15 protein-coding genes are annotated in these 15,837 nt (G+C 67.0%); 4 read left to right on the forward strand and 11 right to left on the reverse strand.

What is annotated here, in order from left to right:
• Positions 1–203: 203 nt before the first annotated feature.
• On the reverse strand, positions 204–1,028 hold the full coding sequence (gene nth, locus QX041_RS20575; RefSeq protein WP_316166391.1) for an endonuclease III: 825 nt from the start codon (positions 1,026–1,028) through the stop codon (positions 204–206).
• Positions 1,029–1,050: 22 nt separating this feature from the next.
• Between nth and QX041_RS20580 the strand changes: the two genes are divergently transcribed.
• Both QX041_RS20580 and QX041_RS20585 read left to right on the forward strand, forming a co-directional pair.
• Complete coding sequence (locus QX041_RS20580; protein ID WP_315825680.1) at positions 1,051–1,584, forward strand: DUF2244 domain-containing protein; 534 nt, start codon at positions 1,051–1,053, stop codon at positions 1,582–1,584.
• Between the two features lie 320 nt (positions 1,585–1,904).
• The gene (locus QX041_RS20585; protein ID WP_316166466.1) at positions 1,905–2,804 is read left to right on the forward strand and encodes a bifunctional helix-turn-helix domain-containing protein/methylated-DNA--[protein]-cysteine S-methyltransferase; all 900 of its coding nucleotides are present in this window, start codon (positions 1,905–1,907) and stop codon (positions 2,802–2,804) included.
• 603 nt (positions 2,805–3,407) lie between these two features.
• Here QX041_RS20585 and QX041_RS20590 read toward each other — a convergent pair.
• From QX041_RS20590 to dnaK, 8 genes are all read right to left on the reverse strand, one after another.
• Entirely contained in the window at positions 3,408–4,031 is a 624-nt protein-coding gene (locus QX041_RS20590; RefSeq protein WP_316166392.1) for a 2,3-bisphosphoglycerate-dependent phosphoglycerate mutase, read from the reverse strand.
• A 24-nt stretch (positions 4,032–4,055) separates the two neighbouring features.
• A complete protein-coding gene (gene dapB / locus QX041_RS20595) occupies positions 4,056–4,874 on the reverse strand; it encodes a 4-hydroxy-tetrahydrodipicolinate reductase (RefSeq protein WP_315716833.1) in 819 nt (272 codons plus the stop codon).
• Between the two features lie 94 nt (positions 4,875–4,968).
• Positions 4,969–5,271, reverse strand: coding sequence for a DUF1330 domain-containing protein (locus QX041_RS20600; RefSeq protein ID WP_316166393.1), 303 nt, complete (start codon positions 5,269–5,271; stop codon positions 4,969–4,971).
• A gap of 33 nt (positions 5,272–5,304) precedes the next feature.
• Positions 5,305–6,036 carry an orotidine-5'-phosphate decarboxylase gene (gene pyrF, locus QX041_RS20605; protein WP_315716831.1) on the reverse strand — a complete coding sequence of 244 codons (732 nt, stop codon included), beginning with the start codon at positions 6,034–6,036 and terminating at the stop codon, positions 5,305–5,307.
• Between the two features lie 6 nt (positions 6,037–6,042).
• Complete coding sequence (locus QX041_RS20610; RefSeq protein ID WP_315716830.1) at positions 6,043–6,621, reverse strand: NAD(P)H-dependent oxidoreductase; 579 nt, start codon at positions 6,619–6,621, stop codon at positions 6,043–6,045.
• Between the two features lie 45 nt (positions 6,622–6,666).
• Entirely contained in the window at positions 6,667–7,269 is a 603-nt protein-coding gene (locus QX041_RS20615; RefSeq protein WP_315716829.1) for a class I SAM-dependent methyltransferase, read from the reverse strand.
• Positions 7,270–7,505: 236 nt separating this feature from the next.
• Positions 7,506–8,636, reverse strand: a complete 1,131-nt coding sequence (gene dnaJ / locus QX041_RS20620; protein ID WP_315716828.1) for a molecular chaperone DnaJ — start codon at positions 8,634–8,636, stop codon at positions 7,506–7,508.
• A 145-nt stretch (positions 8,637–8,781) separates the two neighbouring features.
• Positions 8,782–10,677, reverse strand: coding sequence for a molecular chaperone DnaK (dnaK, locus tag QX041_RS20625; protein ID WP_315716827.1), 1,896 nt, complete (start codon positions 10,675–10,677; stop codon positions 8,782–8,784).
• Positions 10,678–11,089: 412 nt separating this feature from the next.
• On the opposite strand from dnaK, the gene QX041_RS20630 reads away from it, so the two are divergent.
• Positions 11,090–12,598: a hypothetical protein gene (locus QX041_RS20630; RefSeq protein WP_316166395.1), complete on the forward strand. Its 1,509-nt coding sequence runs from the start codon at positions 11,090–11,092 to the stop codon at positions 12,596–12,598.
• Between the two features lie 209 nt (positions 12,599–12,807).
• Positions 12,808–13,743 (forward strand): hypothetical protein, encoded by a 936-nt coding sequence (locus QX041_RS20635; protein ID WP_315716825.1) that lies wholly within the window; start codon positions 12,808–12,810, stop codon positions 13,741–13,743.
• A 156-nt stretch (positions 13,744–13,899) separates the two neighbouring features.
• On the opposite strand, the gene grpE is transcribed toward QX041_RS20635, so the two are convergent.
• Positions 13,900–14,520, reverse strand: a complete 621-nt coding sequence (gene grpE, locus QX041_RS20640; RefSeq protein WP_315716824.1) for a nucleotide exchange factor GrpE — start codon at positions 14,518–14,520, stop codon at positions 13,900–13,902.
• 132 nt (positions 14,521–14,652) lie between these two features.
• Positions 14,653–15,741 carry a heat-inducible transcriptional repressor HrcA gene (gene hrcA / locus QX041_RS20645; protein WP_315716823.1) on the reverse strand — a complete coding sequence of 363 codons (1,089 nt, stop codon included), beginning with the start codon at positions 15,739–15,741 and terminating at the stop codon, positions 14,653–14,655.
• Positions 15,742–15,837 lie beyond the last annotated feature (96 nt).

Raw genomic sequence — 15,837 nt, forward strand, 5'->3', positions numbered from 1 at the left:
GATCCTTCAACGTCCCGGCGCAGAAAGGTCCGAGAACGCGGGAATCGTCACGCGCCACTCACATCGCCCCGGATTACGGGTGTCATCTTATGTCCAATGCGGGCGGCGATGTGGCCCGGCCATGGTGAGACGGCGTCGCGCCGTGACACAATAGTGACTGTCAAACGCGTTCTCAGGCGAAACCGTTCGTCACACACAACGTATCAGGCGGTCTTCTCCGGCCAGCGGCAGAGGTCCTTGATCAGGCACAGCTCGCAGCGCGGCTTGCGCGCCAGGCACGTGTAGCGGCCGTGCAGGATCAGCCAGTGATGGGCATGCAGCATGAACTCGGCCGGGATCGCCTTCTCCAGCCCGAGCTCGACCTCCAGCGGCGTCTTGCCGGGTGCCAAGCCGGTGCGGTTGCCGACGCGGAACACATGGGTGTCGACCGCCATCGTGTGCTCGCCGAACGCCATGTTGAGCACGACGTTCGCGGTCTTGCGGCCGGCACCGGGCAGCGACTCGAGCTCGGCGCGCGTACGCGGCACCTCGCCGCCGAACTCGCTGATCAGCTTTTGCGACAGCGCGATCACGTTCCTGGCCTTGGTGCGGTAGAGGCCGACGGTCTTGATGTAGTCGCGGAGTTTGTCCTCGCCGAGCGCGATCATCTTCTGCGGCGTGTCGGCGACGGCGAACAGCGGCCGCGTCGCCTTGTTGACGCCGGCGTCGGTCGCCTGCGCCGACAGCACCACGGCGACCAGCAGGGTGTAGGGGTTGAGGTGCTCGAGCTCGCCCTTCGGCTCCGGATTGGCCTGTGCGAAGCGGCTGAAGGCCTCGCGGATCTCGGCCGAGGTCCAGGGCCTGGCCGCCTTCGACGCTGTCTTGACCGGCCGGGCAGGGCTCTTCGGCTTGGCCGTCGGAGCCTTCTTGGCGGCCCGTTTCGAGGCGGCCTTGGGGGCTGACTTGGGCCCGGCCTTGGGAGCGGCCTTCTTCAAGGGGCTGCGAACCGGCGCCGGTTTGGCGCGTTGGGGGCGGGTGATTTTGGCCATGATCCGGGTATACTGAGGCCCCATGACGCCAGGCAATGCTTTTGCGTATCAGGAGACCGGCACCGACGCCGCTGATCCCGAGCTGTTCGCGGCCCGGCTGACGCCGCATCGCTCGCTCAACCGCACCGGCTTTCTGGTGCTGATGGTCGTGGTCTGCGCCATCAGCTTCATCGGCGGCATCGCCTCGCTCTTGATGGGCGCCTGGCCCGTGCTCGGCTTCTTCGGCCTGGATGCGCTCGCGATCTACTGGGCCTTCAAGGTCAACTTCCGCCGCGCCAACGCCTATGAGGACATCTCGATCACCCTGACCGAGCTGCGCCTGCGCCGCGTCAGCCACAAGGGCCACGTCATGGAATGGCGCTTCAACCCGCTCTGGGTGCGGCTCGACCAGGAGACCCACGAGGAGTTCGGTATCGAGCGCCTCTACCTGGTGGCGCGCGGCCAGCGCGTCGCCATCGCGAGCTTTTTGGGCCCGGAGGAGAAAGCCAGTTTTGCGAAGGCCCTCACGGCCGGGCTGCAGGCCGCGAAGCGCGGGCCGGTGTACAACCCGCTGTAGCGCGTCCAAGGGCACTGACTGCGGGCAGCTCTACCCAGGCGAAAGCGCCGCTAACACCCTCCGGCGTCGTTCCGGGGCGCGCGCAGCGCGAGCCCGGAACCCATACCCACAGGACCTTGTGTGGGGCACGCGGGTAGTGGGCATCTCGCCTCACACGTCTTCTCGTGGTTATGGATTCCGGGCTCATCGCTGCGCGATGCCCCGGAATGACGGAGCAAGCCGGGAAACTCCTGTTTCAAGCCGAAGCCGATCGCAACGCCCCTAGCCTCCCGATCGGAAATCGGGTGGAGTCCGCGCCCCGGCCGCCCTACATCCGGATCATGATGACCCTCGCCATTCACGATTCCGCCCTGGCCAAGCCGGGCCCGCAACAATCGGCCGCGCTGCGCGACTACGATGCGGTGCGCCGCGCGATCGCTTTCATCTCGGAACACTGGCGGCGGCAGCCGACCATCGAGGACATGGCCGACGCCGCCAGCCTCACGCCCGACGAGCTGCACCATCTGTTCCGGCGCTGGGCCGGGCTGACGCCGAAGGCGTTCATGCAGGCGCTGACCCTCGACCACGCCAAGGGCCTGCTGAAGGGCTCCGCCAGCGTGCTCGACGCCGCGCTCGACTCGGGGCTGTCAGGCCCCGGCCGGCTACACGACCTGTTCGTCACCCATGAAGCGATGTCGCCCGGCGAATGGAAGACCGGCGGCGCCGGCACCACCTTGCGCTACGGCTTCCACCCCTGCCCGTTCGGCATCGCGCTGGTGATGGCCACCCCGCGTGGCCTCGCTGGCCTCGCCTTCGCCGACCCCGGCGAGGAGGCTGGCGCGCTCGCCGACATGAAGAGCCGCTGGCCCCGCGCCACCTATATCGAAGACGTCCCCGGCACCGCCGGCCTCGCCCAGCGCATCTTCGACAAGACCCTGTGGCGGCCCGACCAGCCCTTGCGCGTCGTCCTGATCGGCACCGACTTCGAGGTCCGCGTCTGGGAGACCCTGCTCAAGATCCCCATGGGCCGCGCCGTCTGCTACTCGGACATCGCGACCCGGCTGGAGTCGCCGAAAGCCTCGCGCGCGGTGGGCGCGGCGGTCGGCAAGAACCCGATCTCGTTCGTGGTGCCGTGTCATCGCGCGCTCGGCAAGACCGGCGCGCTGACGGGCTATCATTGGGGGCTGACCCGGAAGCAGGCGATGATCGGGTGGGAGGCCGGGCAGGTGGGGATGGGGTAGAGCGGCGAGGCCGCTGCTACTCTCGCTGTCACCGTCCGCGAACGCTGACGATCCAGTAAACACCGACGTCTCGAGTCTCGCGACCGTCACGGCGTACTGGATGCCCCGCCTTCGCGGGGCATGACGACTGAGAAACTACGCAGCTTTTCGTACGACACGAATTCCAGTCAGGCGCCACTCTCTCCGCTGTCATTCCGGGGCGTGCGCAACACGAGCCCGGAATCCATCACATGGCAGATCGTGGCGGTTGCGCTGCGCGAACGTCGCCAACTTTCGATGATACCGACGGCAGGCGCCGCGATCTCAGTCTCACCCTCCCCTGGAGGGGGAGGGTCGATCGCGCGCGAAGCGGGCGAGCGGGGTGGGGTGAGACGCGGAAACCGGTGCGAGTGGAGAGATCACCCCACCCCGGCTCACATGCGCTCCGCGCATCTGAGCCGACCCTCCCCCTCCAGGGGAGGGTGACAGCGGGGCTCACCTCGGCTGCTCTCAATTCTCTGCCCTTGAGAACGGGCAGAGGGAGCGCAGCGTCGATACGGCGGGGGCTGAGCTTCAACTCATGGGGATGCGATCACCCATGAGCAGTGGAATCTTGCGACCGTCCTAGCCCGCCAGGTCCAGCTTCGACTCCACCGTCGAGTCGGCGTTCAGGCGGTAGATGATCGGCACGCCGGTCGCCAGTTCGCGCTTCAGTATGCCTTCAGGCGTGAGCTTCTCCAGCACCATGATCAGGGCGCGGAGCGAGTTGCCGTGGGCGGCGACCAGGGTGCGCTGGCCGCGGAGGACGCTGGGGAGAATTTCTTGCACGTAGTAGGGCAGCGCGCGGGCCAGCGTGTCCTTGAGGCTCTCGCCGCCGGGCGGCGGGACGTCGTAGGAGCGGCGCCAGATGTGGACCTGCTCCTCGCCCCATCTAGCGCGGGCGTCGTCCTTGTTGAGGCCGGAGAGGTCGCCATAGTCGCGCTCGTTGAGCGCGAGGTTCTTGGCTGTCGGCAGGCCGGTCTGGCCGAGTTCGGTCAGGATCAGGTCGAGCGTGTGCTGGGCGCGCGTCAGCACCGAGGTGAAGGCGACGTCGAAGACCAGTCCCTGCGCCTTCAGCTTGCGCCCGGCCTCCTTGGCCTCGGCGACGCCCTGCTCGGTCAGGTCCGGATCCTTCCAGCCGGTGAACAGGTTCTTCAGATTCCACTCGCTCTGGCCGTGGCGCACCAGCACCAGGAGACGTTCGCTCATCAGTTCGCTTCCATCGACGTTGAACTAGAACAGGTCCTTGAGGCCGAGCACGTCGTCCATCGTGTAGTAGCCCGGCGGCTTGCCATGGGCCCACAGCGCCGCCTTCAGCGCGCCATGGGCGAAGATCATGCGGTCCTCGGCCTGGTGCGACAGCACCAGCCGCTCCGAGGGACCGGCGAAGATGACGCTGTGATCGCCCGCCGCCGTGCCGCCGCGCAGCGAGGCGAAGCCGATGTCGCCGCTGCGGCGCTCGCCGGTGATGCCGTCGCGGCCGCGCGCGGAATGCTCGTCGAGCGCGATGCCGCGGCCCTCGGCGGCGGCCCGGCCGAGCATCAGCGCCGTGCCCGAGGGCGCGTCGACCTTGTGCTTGTGGTGCATCTCGAGGATCTCGATGTCGAAGCCGGCATCGAGCGACTTCGCCACCTGCTTGACCAGCGCCGCCAGCAGGTTGACGCCGAGGCTCATGTTGCCGGACTGCACGACGATGGCGCGCTTGGTGACGCTCCTGATGACGGCGTCGTCCGACGCGGACAGGCCGGTGGTGCCGACGACGTGGACGATGCCGCGCTGGGCGGCGATGGCGACATTGGCGATGGTCGCGGCCGGGACGGTGAAATCGAGGATGCCGTCGGCCTCGGCCGACATGCTCCAGAGGTCGCCCGACAGCTTGATGCCGTTGGCGGGCAGGCCGGCGAGGGCGCCGGAGTCCTTGCCGATCAGCTCCGAGCCGGGGGCTTCGAGCGCGCCCGCCAGCACGGCGCCGTCGGTCTCGGCGATCGCGCGCACCAGGGCGCGGCCCATGCGGCCGCCGGCTCCGGCAACGATCAAGCGCATCTTGGACATGTCAACTCCTCTGCCCCTTCAAGGGCTATAGCCGGGGCTGATAGCGGCGGCAACCGAGCGAGGCCACGTCGACGGTGGCCGGGGCGGGCGGCGATCAGGGCTGCGGGCCGTCATAGCCCTCGATGATCACCAGATCGCCTTGCGAATGCGGCGCGCGCATCGCCACCAGCCGCTGGTATTCAGGGGAATTGTAGCACGCCAGCGCGGTCGCGTAGTCCTTGAACTCGATCACGACGTTGCGCGAGCGCGAGGTGCCTTCGCGGGTCTCGTACTGGCCGCCGCGGACCAGGAATTTGGCGCCGTACTGGTGGAACACGGCGCCGTTCTGCGCGACGTAGTCCTTGTAGCCGTCCATGTTGTGCACGTCGATCCGCGCGATCCAATAGGCCTTGGGCATCCCTGTCGTCTCCTTGCTCTCTGGCGCGCTTGCTCAAGCTCGGTTGGTCTTGCCGACCAGCGCGACGGCGCTGGCGATGTCGGCGACGATGCTCTCGGCGGCCGCCGCCGGATCGGCGGCGCCGGTGACGGGACGGCCGACGACGAGGCGGTCGGCGCCGCCGGCGATCGCCAGCGCCGGGGTCATGATGCGCTTCTGGTCGCCAACGTCCGATCCCGCCGGGCGGATCCCGGGGGTCACGAGCTGCATATCAGGGCCGACCAGCGGGCGGATGAGCTGGGTCTCCTCCGGGGACAGGATCAGGCCGTGGATGCCGATCTCCTTGGCCTGCCTGGCGCGGTGCGCCACGAGTTCCTTGACACCCATGGCGTAGCCGGCGGCGGAGAGGTCAGCATCGTCGTAGGAGGTCATGACGGTGACGGCGAGCAGCTCGAGGCTGGAGCCGGCAGCGCCGGCGAGCGCCGCCTTCATGCTCTGGGAGAAGCCGTGCACGGTGAGGAAGCGCGCGCCGAGCCTGGCGATCTGCCGGGTGGCGCGCTCGACGGTGTTCGGGATGTCGTGCAGCTTGAGGTCCATGAACACGTGCTTGCCCTCGGCCGCGAGCCGTTCGGCGAGACCGAGGCCGCCGGCATAGGTCAGCTCCATGCCGATCTTGTAGAACGTCACGGCGTCGCCGAGCCGTGCGATCATGGCTTCGGCCTCCGCCACGCTCGGCAGATCGAGCGCCACGATCAGGCGGTCGCGGGGAGCAATCTCGGTCGGCATGTCACCTCACATCGTATGTTGCGCTGTTGCGATCAGCTCCCGCACCAGCGCGTCGAGCGCCGTGATGTCGGCGGGCAGTTTGAGCCGGTCCATGTCGTTGTAGGCCTTGTCTGCGAAGGCCAACGCAAGCTGGCTCGGGATCACCGTCGCGTTGCAGGCCGTCAGCATCAGCCGCAAGGCCGAGAGCGCACGCACGCCGCCAAAGCGGTTCTCGGAGGCGGCGGCGATCGCAAACGGCCTGCTGCGGAACACCGCGCCGCGGCTGCCCGGCGGCTCGTCGACGCGCGAGATCCAGGTGATGGCGTTGGTCAGCAGCGGCGGCACCGAGGCGTTGTATTCCGGCGTCACCAGCAGCACGGCATGATGGACGCCGATCATGCGCGTCAGATTCACGGCGTGAAGTGGAATGCCCGATTGCGCCTCTAGGTCGGCGTCGTAGATCGGCAGCGGAAAGTCGGCGAGCGAGATGCGGGTGATGTCGGCGCCGGCCTGCACGAACTGATAGGCGGCGGCCGCGGCGAGCTTCGCGTTGTGCGAGCCGGCCCGCGTCGAACCGGGGATGATGAGCATCTTCAGCGCGGACATCGTGAGGTCGGTCAACGACCCGCCACGAAGGATCGCGGCCGCCGGTCAGGGCTTGCGATACACCCAGACGCGCGCTGGCGGAAGATTCATCCAGATGCGCTCGGAGGCCTGCGTGGTAACGCCGGGCAGCGACTTCGGAATCGGCGGCACGACGGAGTAGGTGAACTGCACGAACGGCGCATTCGGCGACATCGCCGCGAACGCATCGCGGATCAGCTTCATGCGGGTCAGCATCGGCTTGGTCACGAGCGGCAGGCCGGAGACGACGGCCGAGGCCGGGGCGCCGAGCACGTTCCAGAGCGTGTCGCGAAGGCGATAGGCGTCGCCCTGGACCACCTTGGCCTGCGGGTAGCGGTCGCGCAGCAGGGCGCAGAAGCCCGGATTGTACTCGACCAGCACCAGCCGCTTCTGATCGACGCCATGTTCGACCAGCGCATTGGTGATCGCGCCGGTGCCCGGTCCGAGCTCGATGACGGGGCCTGTCCCGTGCGGATCGACGTACTGCGCCATGGTGCGGGCCAGCAGTCGGCCCGACGGCATGACGGCGCCCATGTGCAGCGGCTTTTCGATCCATGAGCGGAGGAAGCGCACTTCGTCGTCCAGACGGAGAGGCTTTTTCGACGCACGCACGGACGTTTGCAGGGGCATCTCAGTACCAGACGGGACCGTCTTCACGGCGATGTCAGAAAAGAGTCACAAAGACGTATAGGGCGCAGGCGGGGCGGTCAAGCCGAACCGTAACGTAGGATTAAGGCTGGCGGGTCCGCGCTCTTACAGTTGCATTCGATAATTTTTTGCATGTGCGGAGCAGCAAATTCGCTCGAAATCGACATTCCGATGCCAATCAGCGAAAGCACCAGGTCCCGCGGTTCTGCACTCACGGCTCAGCTCGCCGCCTTGCCGAAGAAGTCCTTGACCTTGGTGAAGAAGCCGGCGGCCTCGGGCTGGGTCGCTCCCGAGGACAACTTCTCGAACTCGGCCAGCAATTCCTGCTGCTTCTTGGTCAGGTTCTGCGGCGTCTCGACAACGATCTGGACATACATGTCGCCGGTCTGGCGCGAGCGCAGCACCGGCATGCCCTTGGCCGCGATCCGGAACCGGCGCCCGGACTGCGCACCGGCGGGAATCTTCACCTTGGTCTTGCCCTTGTCGATCGTGGGCACCTCGAACTCGCCGCCGAGCGCCGCGGTCACCATCGAGATCGGCACCCGGCAGTGCAGGTCGGCGCCGTCGCGCTGGAAGAACTCGTGAGCAGTCAACGACAGGAAGATGTAGAGATCGCCCGGCGGCCCGCCGCGCAAGCCCGCCTCGCCCTCGCCGGCGAGACGGATGCGGGTGCCGTCCTCGACGCCCTGGGGAATGTTGACGGACAGCGTGCGGTCACGGGTGACGCGGCCGGAGCCGGAGCATGACGGACAGGGGTCCTCGATCATCTGGCCGCGGCCGTGACAGCCGGGGCAGGTCCGCTCCAGGGTGAAGAAGCCTTGCGCCTGCCGCACGCGGCCGGCGCCGCCGCACATCGCGCAGGTCTTCGGCTTGGTGCCGGCCTTGGCGCCGGTGCCGGAGCAGGATTCGCAGGTCACCGAGACCGGAATTTCGATTTGTGCGGTCTTGCCCTGGAACGCCTCTTCCAAGGTGATTTCCATGTTGTAGCGCAGATCGGCGCCGCGCTCGCGTCCGGTGCCCCCACGGCGCTGCCCGGCCATGCCGAACAGGTCTTCGAAGATGTCGGAGAACGAGGAGGCGAAGCCGGCGCCGAAGCCGTGCGCCCCGCCCATGCCGCCCTGCTCGAAGGCGGCGTGGCCATAGCGGTCGTAGGCGGCGCGCTTGTCGGCGTCGCGCAGCACCTCATAGGCCTCGTTGATTTCCTTGAATTTCACTTCGCTGGAGGCATCGCCCGGATTCTTGTCCGGGTGCCACTTCATGGCCAGCTTGCGGAAGGCGGCCTTGAGTTTGCTCTCGTCGGCGTCGCGCTCGACTTCCAGGGTCTCGTAGTAGCAGCGCTTGGTGGACATCAATCAAACCCGCCCGAACTTCGCCCAACAGGAACGGCTGGCGCGATCGCCGCGCGCGTTCCGGGTCAATGAAAATGACCCCCATCCAACGAGCCGCTGAAAGCGCTCTTTGGCATGGGGGTCATGGTCACTACCTCTGCCTCAGTTAAGCAGATTTCTTCTTGTCGTCGTCGACCTCGGTGAACTCCGCGTCGACCACGTCATCCTTGGCGGCGTCGCGGGCCGCATCGCTCTCGGCCTGCTGCTTGTACATGGCCTCGCCGAGCTTCATCGACGCCTGGGCCAGCGTATTGGTCTTGGCCTTGATCGCCTCGGCATCGTCGCCCTTCAGCGCTTCCTTGAGATCGCTGACGGCATCCTCGATGGCACGGCGCTCGGTGTCGGCGACCTTCGAGCCATGCTCGGCCAGAGCCTTCTCGGTGGAGTGCACCAGCGCGTCGGCATGGTTCTTGGCGTCGACCGCCTCGCGGCGCTTCTTGTCCGCCACGGCGTTGGCCTCGGCGTCCTTGACCATCTTGTCGATGTCGGCCTCCGACAGACCACCCGAGGCCTGGATGCGGATCTGCTGCTCCTTGCCGGTGGCCTTGTCCTTGGCCGACACGTTGACGATGCCGTTGGCGTCGATGTCGAACGTCACCTCGATCTGCGGCATGCCGCGCGGGGACGGCGGAATGCCCATCAGGTCGAACTGGCCGAGCATCTTGTTGTCGGCCGCCATTTCGCGCTCACCCTGGAAGACCCGGATGGTGACCGCGTTCTGATTGTCCTCGGCGGTCGAGAACACCTGGCTCTTCTTGGTGGGGATCGTGGTGTTGCGGTCGATGATGCGGGTGAACACGCCGCCCAAGGTCTCGATGCCCAGGGACAGCGGGGTCACGTCGAGCAGCAGCACGTCCTTGACGTCGCCCTGCAGCACGCCGGCCTGAATGGCCGCGCCGATCGCCACCACCTCGTCGGGGTTGACGCCCTTGTGCGGCTCCTTGCCGAAGAACTGCTTCACCATCTCCTGGATCTTCGGCATGCGGGTCATGCCGCCGACCAGCACCACTTCGCCGATCTCGCCGGCGGTGAGGCCGGCATCCTTCAGCGCCTTGCGGCACGGCTCGATGGTCTTCTCGACGAGGTCGGCCACCAGCGCCTCGAACTTGGCGCGGGTCAGCTTCATCGTCAGATGCTTCGGACCGGACTGGTCCGCGGTGATGAAGGGCAGGTTGATCTCGGTCTGGGTGGTCGACGACAGCTCGATCTTGGCCTTCTCGGCAGCTTCCTTGAGGCGCTGCAAAGCGAGCTTGTCGTTGCGCAGGTTGATGCCCTGCTCCTTCTGGAATTCGTCGGCGAGGTAGCTGACCAGACGCATGTCGAAGTCTTCACCGCCGAGGAAGGTGTCGCCATTGGTCGACTTCACCTCGAACACGCCGTCGCCGATCTCCAGGATCGAGACGTCGAAGGTGCCGCCGCCGAGGTCGTACACGGCGATGGTGCCGGCCTTGGTCTTGTCGAGGCCGTAGGCGAGCGCGGCCGCGGTCGGCTCGTTGATGATGCGCAGAACCTCGAGGCCCGCGATCTTGCCGGCGTCCTTGGTGGCCTGACGCTGGGCGTCGTTGAAATAGGCGGGGACGGTGATGACGGCCTGGTCGACCTTCTGGCCGAGATGGGCTTCCGCGGTCTCCTTCATCTTCTGCAGGATGAAGGCGGAGACCTGCGAGGGCGAATAGGTCTTGCCGTCGGCCTCGACCCAGGCGTCGCCGTTGCCGGCCTTGACGATCTTGTAGGGGACGAGCTTCTTGTCCTTCTCGACCATCGGGTCGTCGTAGCGGCGGCCGATGAGGCGCTTGACCGCAAAGAAGGTGCGCTCGGGGTTGGTCACGGCCTGGCGCTTGGCCGGCTGACCGACCAGACGTTCGCCGTCGTCACTGAAGGCGACGATCGACGGCGTGGTGCGCATGCCCTCGGCGTTCTCGATGACTTTCGACGATTTGCCGTCCATGACGGCCACGCACGAATTCGTGGTGCCGAGATCGATCCCGATGACCTTTCCCATGGTCTCATATCCTTCTTTTTGCGGCAGGTTGGGTGGGGCCCTGACGGCGCCCCCATCCAAAACCCCCTCAGATCAAATGCTCGCGATATTGCGACGATGAGCGTCATATAGGAGGGGGGGAGTGGCCCGCAAGGACCGGACCAGGGGTTCGACCCCACGAAAATCACGGCAGCCGCCCGAGGTCATCATGGAGACAACAGAGCGGCCCATCGGGCCCCGTGGAACGGCGGCTCGGACCGGAGGCGACTGCGCGGGTCCACCTGTCGGCACATCGAACGGCTGGTGCGAAATGCAGGGTGTGCGATCGCCGGCAAGTGCGACAGACCCGGTACCGCTGATCTGCCCCAATGACCGAAATGCGTTGTTAACCCACGGGCTCTAGCCTGCCGCACTCCTGGGACGGGAATGAGGCATGGTCATCGACACCGATTGGGGCTTTCCGCAACGCGCGCGTGAAGCCGGCCAGGCCACGTTCCCGAGACTGCTGATCTGCGCCATCGTGGTTGCAGCCGCGTGGCTGCGGTACGTCCTTCCCCTCAATGTCGACGTCAGCTGGTGGCTCCTCGTCAGCGAGCGCATGCTCGATGGCCAGCGACTCTACGTCGACATCCTCGAGACGAATCCGCCCATGGCGGGATCGGTCTATCTTCTGGCGGTCGCACTGGCGCGTGCGATCCATCTCAGGCCCGAGCTGGCGACGAATATCCTGATCTTCGCACTGACCGCGGCATCCCTGACGCTGGTGTGGCTGGTGCTGCGGACATCGGCCCTGCGCCATCGGCTCGCGGACGGCCGGCTGGCGGCGTGGACGACCGCCCTGCTCCTGATCGCGCCGATGTATGATTTCGGCCAGCGGGAACATCTGGCCCTGATCACGATATTGCCGGCGATCGCGGTGTATATCCTGCGCGCCGAGGGCGAGCGGGTAGCCCCGACGGCCATCCTCATCGCCGGGCTCAGCGCCGGCCTCACGATGAGCTTCAAGCCCTATTTCGCCTTCAGCGTCGGCTTCTGCATTCTCGCCGCCGCCGCGCAGGCGCGCGACTGGCGCGTGCTGCTCGCGCTGGAGAACTGGATCGCCGCGGCCCTGGTGCTGCTCAACGCGGCGTGCATCTACCTGTTCTTTCCCGAATATTTCACGGTCATCTATCCGCTGGTCCGCGACGTCTATCTGCTTCTGAAGGCGCCCGTACCGACCATCCTCGTCACTCTGCCGATGGGCCTGTGGCTCGCCGCGGCAATCATCGTCCTCCTCCTGCAGCGCCGGCAATACGAGCGCGACGCGGCGTCCTTCACCACGCTGGCCGGATCGCTCGGCTTCCTGGTGTCGTTCGTCGCGCAGCAGAAAGGCTGGGGCTATCACGCCTACCCCATGGTCGCGCTGGCGCTGCTTGCCGCCGGCCTTGCGGTGTCGGCGATCGACAGCAGCCGCGACGCGCGACGCTGGCCGCGTGCCGCCACCGCTCTCGCCGGCGCCGTGCTGTTCGTGCAGACCTGCTTCTGGTTCAATGGCAGCGTCGACGTCCGGCAGATCGAAGCCCAGGTGGCGCGGCTCGGTCCGCACCCGAGCATGCTGGTGCTCAGCGCGGCTGCGGTCATCGGCCACCCCATGGTGCGGACCCTCGATGGCACCTGGATCTCGCGCCAGGAGGCGTTCTGGGTCCGGGAAATCGTTCGCCGCTCGCAACAGGACGGAACCATCGATTCACAGACGGCGCAGAGGCTCGCGCCCTACGTGGAACGCGAACGCGCCGGGATCGTCGCCGACTTCCGGAAACAGCCGCCCGACGTCGTCCTGATCGACAATCAGAACAGCGACTGGGGCGATTGGGCGCGTTCCGACCCCGAACTCAGGGCTCTGCTGGAGCCCTATGTGCTGGTACAGACCGTCGACGGCGTCGAAATCCTGAAGCGCAGCTAGCGCTGGACCATCCTGAATCCGCCTTTCGAGGCGAATTATCCGCGAAATGCGCCCCCGCGGGGGTCCCGCCAATCGCCGCAGGCGATCAAAACCGCGCGCCCGGCCTGTTGCGGGGGGCGTAAAGCCGCTAAAAGCGTGCCCGCCGAAGACCACGCTGGCGAGGATCCCGACCGCCTCGGCACGAGGCCTCGGTCAACGAGGCAATGTTGATGATGATCGTTCGATTTTTCGCCGCGGCCACCCTGCTGATGTCGCTGCTGCACCCCGCATTGGCCGCCGACGCCATATTTCCGCCCGGCGTCCGCATCGGGCTCGCGCCCCTGGTGGGGCTCGCCAAGGCCAAGACGTTCTCCGGCTTCGAAACCGAGGACCAGAGCGTCAAGGTGCTGCTGACCGAACTGCCGGCGGCCGCCTATGGCGAGGTGAAGAATGCGTTTACCGCCAATCCCGCCGGGACCGGCAGCGTCAAGCCGGAGAGCATCGAGACCGCTGCCGGCACCGCCTACTACACGGTGGAGAACGGCCGGGATGGCGCCACGCCAGTGCGGCGCTACTCGATGATCCTGCCCGGCAACGGCTTCTCCGGCTACGTGGCCGTGCAGATCCCGGAGACCGCGAGCCGGATCTATACCGACGATGCCGTGCGCCAGATGTTCGCCTCCGCCGTCGTCCGCAAGGACGTTCCGGTCGACGAGCAGCTCGCGATGATGCCGTTCAAGGTCACCGACCTCTCCGGGTTCAAGACCATCCGCACGCTCGGGCCGGGCGCCCTGATCCTGGCCGATGGCGAAGAGGACAAGGGCTTCGAGGCCGCGCCCTTCGTGGTGATCGGGCTGGTGGCCGGCGTCGCCCCGGAGGCAGGCGACCGCGCGCGCGTCGCGCAGCAGGCGGCCACCACCATTCCGGGCGTCCGCGAAGCGCGCATCACGATGTCCGAGCCGATCCGCATCGACGGCCAGCCGGCCTATGAGACCCGGATCGACGCCACCAGCGGCAAGGACAATACGCCGGTGACGGTGGTGCAGTGGCTGCGCTTCGGCGGGCCGAACACGTTGCGGATCATCGGCAGCGCGCCGCGCGACCAGTGGTCGGCGGCCTTCCCGCGCTTCCGCGCCGTCCGCGACGGCATCCAGCCGAGAGGCTGAGACCAGCCCGGCATCGGACGTCGTGATCACGTTGGCCACTCGCCGTGAGACGGACTACAAAGTCGCGCCGACAAACAAGAAGCCACGGGCATCGTTGCCCGTGGCTTGTTCATTCGATCGACAGGACGGCAGCGGGACGCCTGCCTAGGCTCGCCGTCAGGCGGCGCTGTTCGACTGATCGTTGCTCGCCGCCGGCGCCGCCTTCGCGCCACCCTTGGACACGCCGACCAGCGCGGGGCGCAGCACGCGCTCGCCGATCATGAAGCCGGCCTGCACGACCTGCACCACGGTACCGGACGGCACCGACGGATCCGGGACCTCGTACATCGCCTGCTGGAAGTTGGGGTCGAACTTCTGTCCCGTCGGATCGAACTTCTTGACGCCGTTCTTCTCCAGCGTGTTGAGCAGCGAGCGCTCGGTGAGCTCGACGCCCTCGATCAGCGACTTCAGGCCCGCATCGGCATTGGCGCGTGTCTCGGCCGGCACGGCATCGAGCGCGCGCTGCAGATTGTCGGCGATATCGAGCACGTCACGGGCGAAGCCGGTGATGCCGTACATGCGCGCATCGGCGACTTCACGGGCCGTCCGCTTGCGCAGGTTCTCCATCTCCGCGAGCGTGCGCAGCATCTTGTCGCGCGCGTCGGCCGCCTCCTTGGCAAGGGCCTCGGCCGAGCCGGCCTCAGGATCATCGGGCATGATGTAGGGCTTGGAGACGACGGGTTCGCTGGCCTGCGCCGGGTTTTCCGGATCATTCTTATGCAGGTCGGGATCGGTCATGGACAGACTCGCAAGTTCGGCTGACGGGTTTGGGGGATATGGGGCGGGATATCGTGCTTTGGGCGTCGAAAATCAAGCGCAGCCTGACCATTGCGCCCGGAGGCGCTGTCCGCGGGTGAACCAAGTCACGCGTCAGCCACCCAGCAGCCGGCTGACCAGACGCGCGGCATAATCGACCGTCGGAATCACCCGGGCATAGTTGAGCCGGGTCGGACCGATGACGCCGAGCACGCCGACGATGCGCCCCGTGGCGTCGGAATAGGGCGACACGATCGTCGACGAGCCCGACAGCGAGAACAGCTTGTTCTCCGAGCCGATGAAGATGCGGACACCTTCCGCGCTCTCCGCCCGTCCGAGCAGATCGACGACGCCGCGCTTGGTCTCGAGATCGTCGAACAGCCGCCGGACACGCTCGAGATCTTCGAGCGCATGCAGGTCCTCGAGCAGGTTGGCGTGGCCGCGCACGATGAGCTGCCGCTCGTCGCTGTCCCCTCCGGACCAGCTCGCGACTCCGGCGGCGATCACCTTCTGCGTCAACTGATCGAGCTCGGCACGGTCATGCGCCAGCGCGGTCTCGAGCTCGAGCCGCGCTTCCGCCAGCGTCCGTCCTCTGATGCGGGCATTGAGGAAATTGGACGCCTCGGTCAGCGCCGACGACGGCACGCCCGGCGGCAGGGTCAGGACCCGGTTCTCGACCTGTCCGTCTTCACCGACCAGAACGACGAGCGCGCGCTCGGGCTCGAGCCTGACGAACTCGATGTGCTTCAGGCGGGTGTTGGATTTGGCGGTGAGAACCACGGCAGCGGCACGGGTCAGACCCGACAGCCGGGTCAGCGCTTCGTCCAGCGCCGCTTCGACCGACTGCGCCTGGCCGACGGCCGCGAGCTGGCTCTGGATCGACTGCCGCTCGGCCTCCGTCATGTCGCCGACCTGCATCAGGGCGTCGACGAAGAAGCGCAGGCCAGCCTCGGTCGGCAGCCGGCCGGCCGAGGTGTGCGGCGCGTAGATGAGGCCGAGCTGCTCGAGATCGGCCATGACGTTGCGCACCGAGGCCGGCGACAGCGGAACCGCGATCAGCCGCGAAATGTTGCGCGAGCCGACCGGTTCGCCGGTCGCCAGATAGCTTTCGACGATCTGCCGGAAGATCTCGCGCGAGCGCTCGTTCAGGTGCGCCAGACCGGCCGGCGGTGTCATCAGGTTGATCGGATCGTGGTGGGCCACCAGATGCACTCCTCCCAGCTGCCTATAATGTGTCCATGCGGCGGCTCGGTGGCAAGCCGGTCGGCGCTCGCGGGCGAAGCCATGATAAACCCTTGC

The organism is Bradyrhizobium sp. SZCCHNRI2009, assembly GCF_032485115.1.
In the GTDB taxonomy this organism is placed as follows: domain Bacteria; phylum Pseudomonadota; class Alphaproteobacteria; order Rhizobiales; family Xanthobacteraceae; genus Bradyrhizobium.

Coding starts and splice junctions, on each gene's coding strand:
- QX041_RS20585 (WP_316166466.1), top strand. CDS start 1,905: ATGATGACCCTCGCCATTCACGATTCCGCCCTGGCCAAGCCGGGCCCG.
- QX041_RS20590 (WP_316166392.1), bottom strand. CDS start 4,031: ATGAGCGAACGTCTCCTGGTGCTGGTGCGCCACGGCCAGAGCGAGTGG.
- dnaJ (WP_315716828.1), bottom strand. CDS start 8,636: ATGTCCACCAAGCGCTGCTACTACGAGACCCTGGAAGTCGAGCGCGAC.
- dapB (WP_315716833.1), bottom strand. CDS start 4,874: ATGTCCAAGATGCGCTTGATCGTTGCCGGAGCCGGCGGCCGCATGGGC.
- QX041_RS20610 (WP_315716830.1), bottom strand. CDS start 6,621: ATGTCCGCGCTGAAGATGCTCATCATCCCCGGTTCGACGCGGGCCGGC.
- QX041_RS20630 (WP_316166395.1), top strand. CDS start 11,090: ATGGTCATCGACACCGATTGGGGCTTTCCGCAACGCGCGCGTGAAGCC.
- nth (WP_316166391.1), bottom strand. CDS start 1,028: ATGGCCAAAATCACCCGCCCCCAACGCGCCAAACCGGCGCCGGTTCGC.
- dnaK (WP_315716827.1), bottom strand. CDS start 10,677: ATGGGAAAGGTCATCGGGATCGATCTCGGCACCACGAATTCGTGCGTG.
- QX041_RS20635 (WP_315716825.1), top strand. CDS start 12,808: ATGATGATCGTTCGATTTTTCGCCGCGGCCACCCTGCTGATGTCGCTG.
- QX041_RS20600 (WP_316166393.1), bottom strand. CDS start 5,271: ATGCCCAAGGCCTATTGGATCGCGCGGATCGACGTGCACAACATGGAC.
- grpE (WP_315716824.1), bottom strand. CDS start 14,520: ATGACCGATCCCGACCTGCATAAGAATGATCCGGAAAACCCGGCGCAG.
- QX041_RS20580 (WP_315825680.1), top strand. CDS start 1,051: ATGACGCCAGGCAATGCTTTTGCGTATCAGGAGACCGGCACCGACGCC.
- QX041_RS20615 (WP_315716829.1), bottom strand. CDS start 7,269: ATGCCCCTGCAAACGTCCGTGCGTGCGTCGAAAAAGCCTCTCCGTCTG.
- pyrF (WP_315716831.1), bottom strand. CDS start 6,036: ATGCCGACCGAGATTGCTCCCCGCGACCGCCTGATCGTGGCGCTCGAT.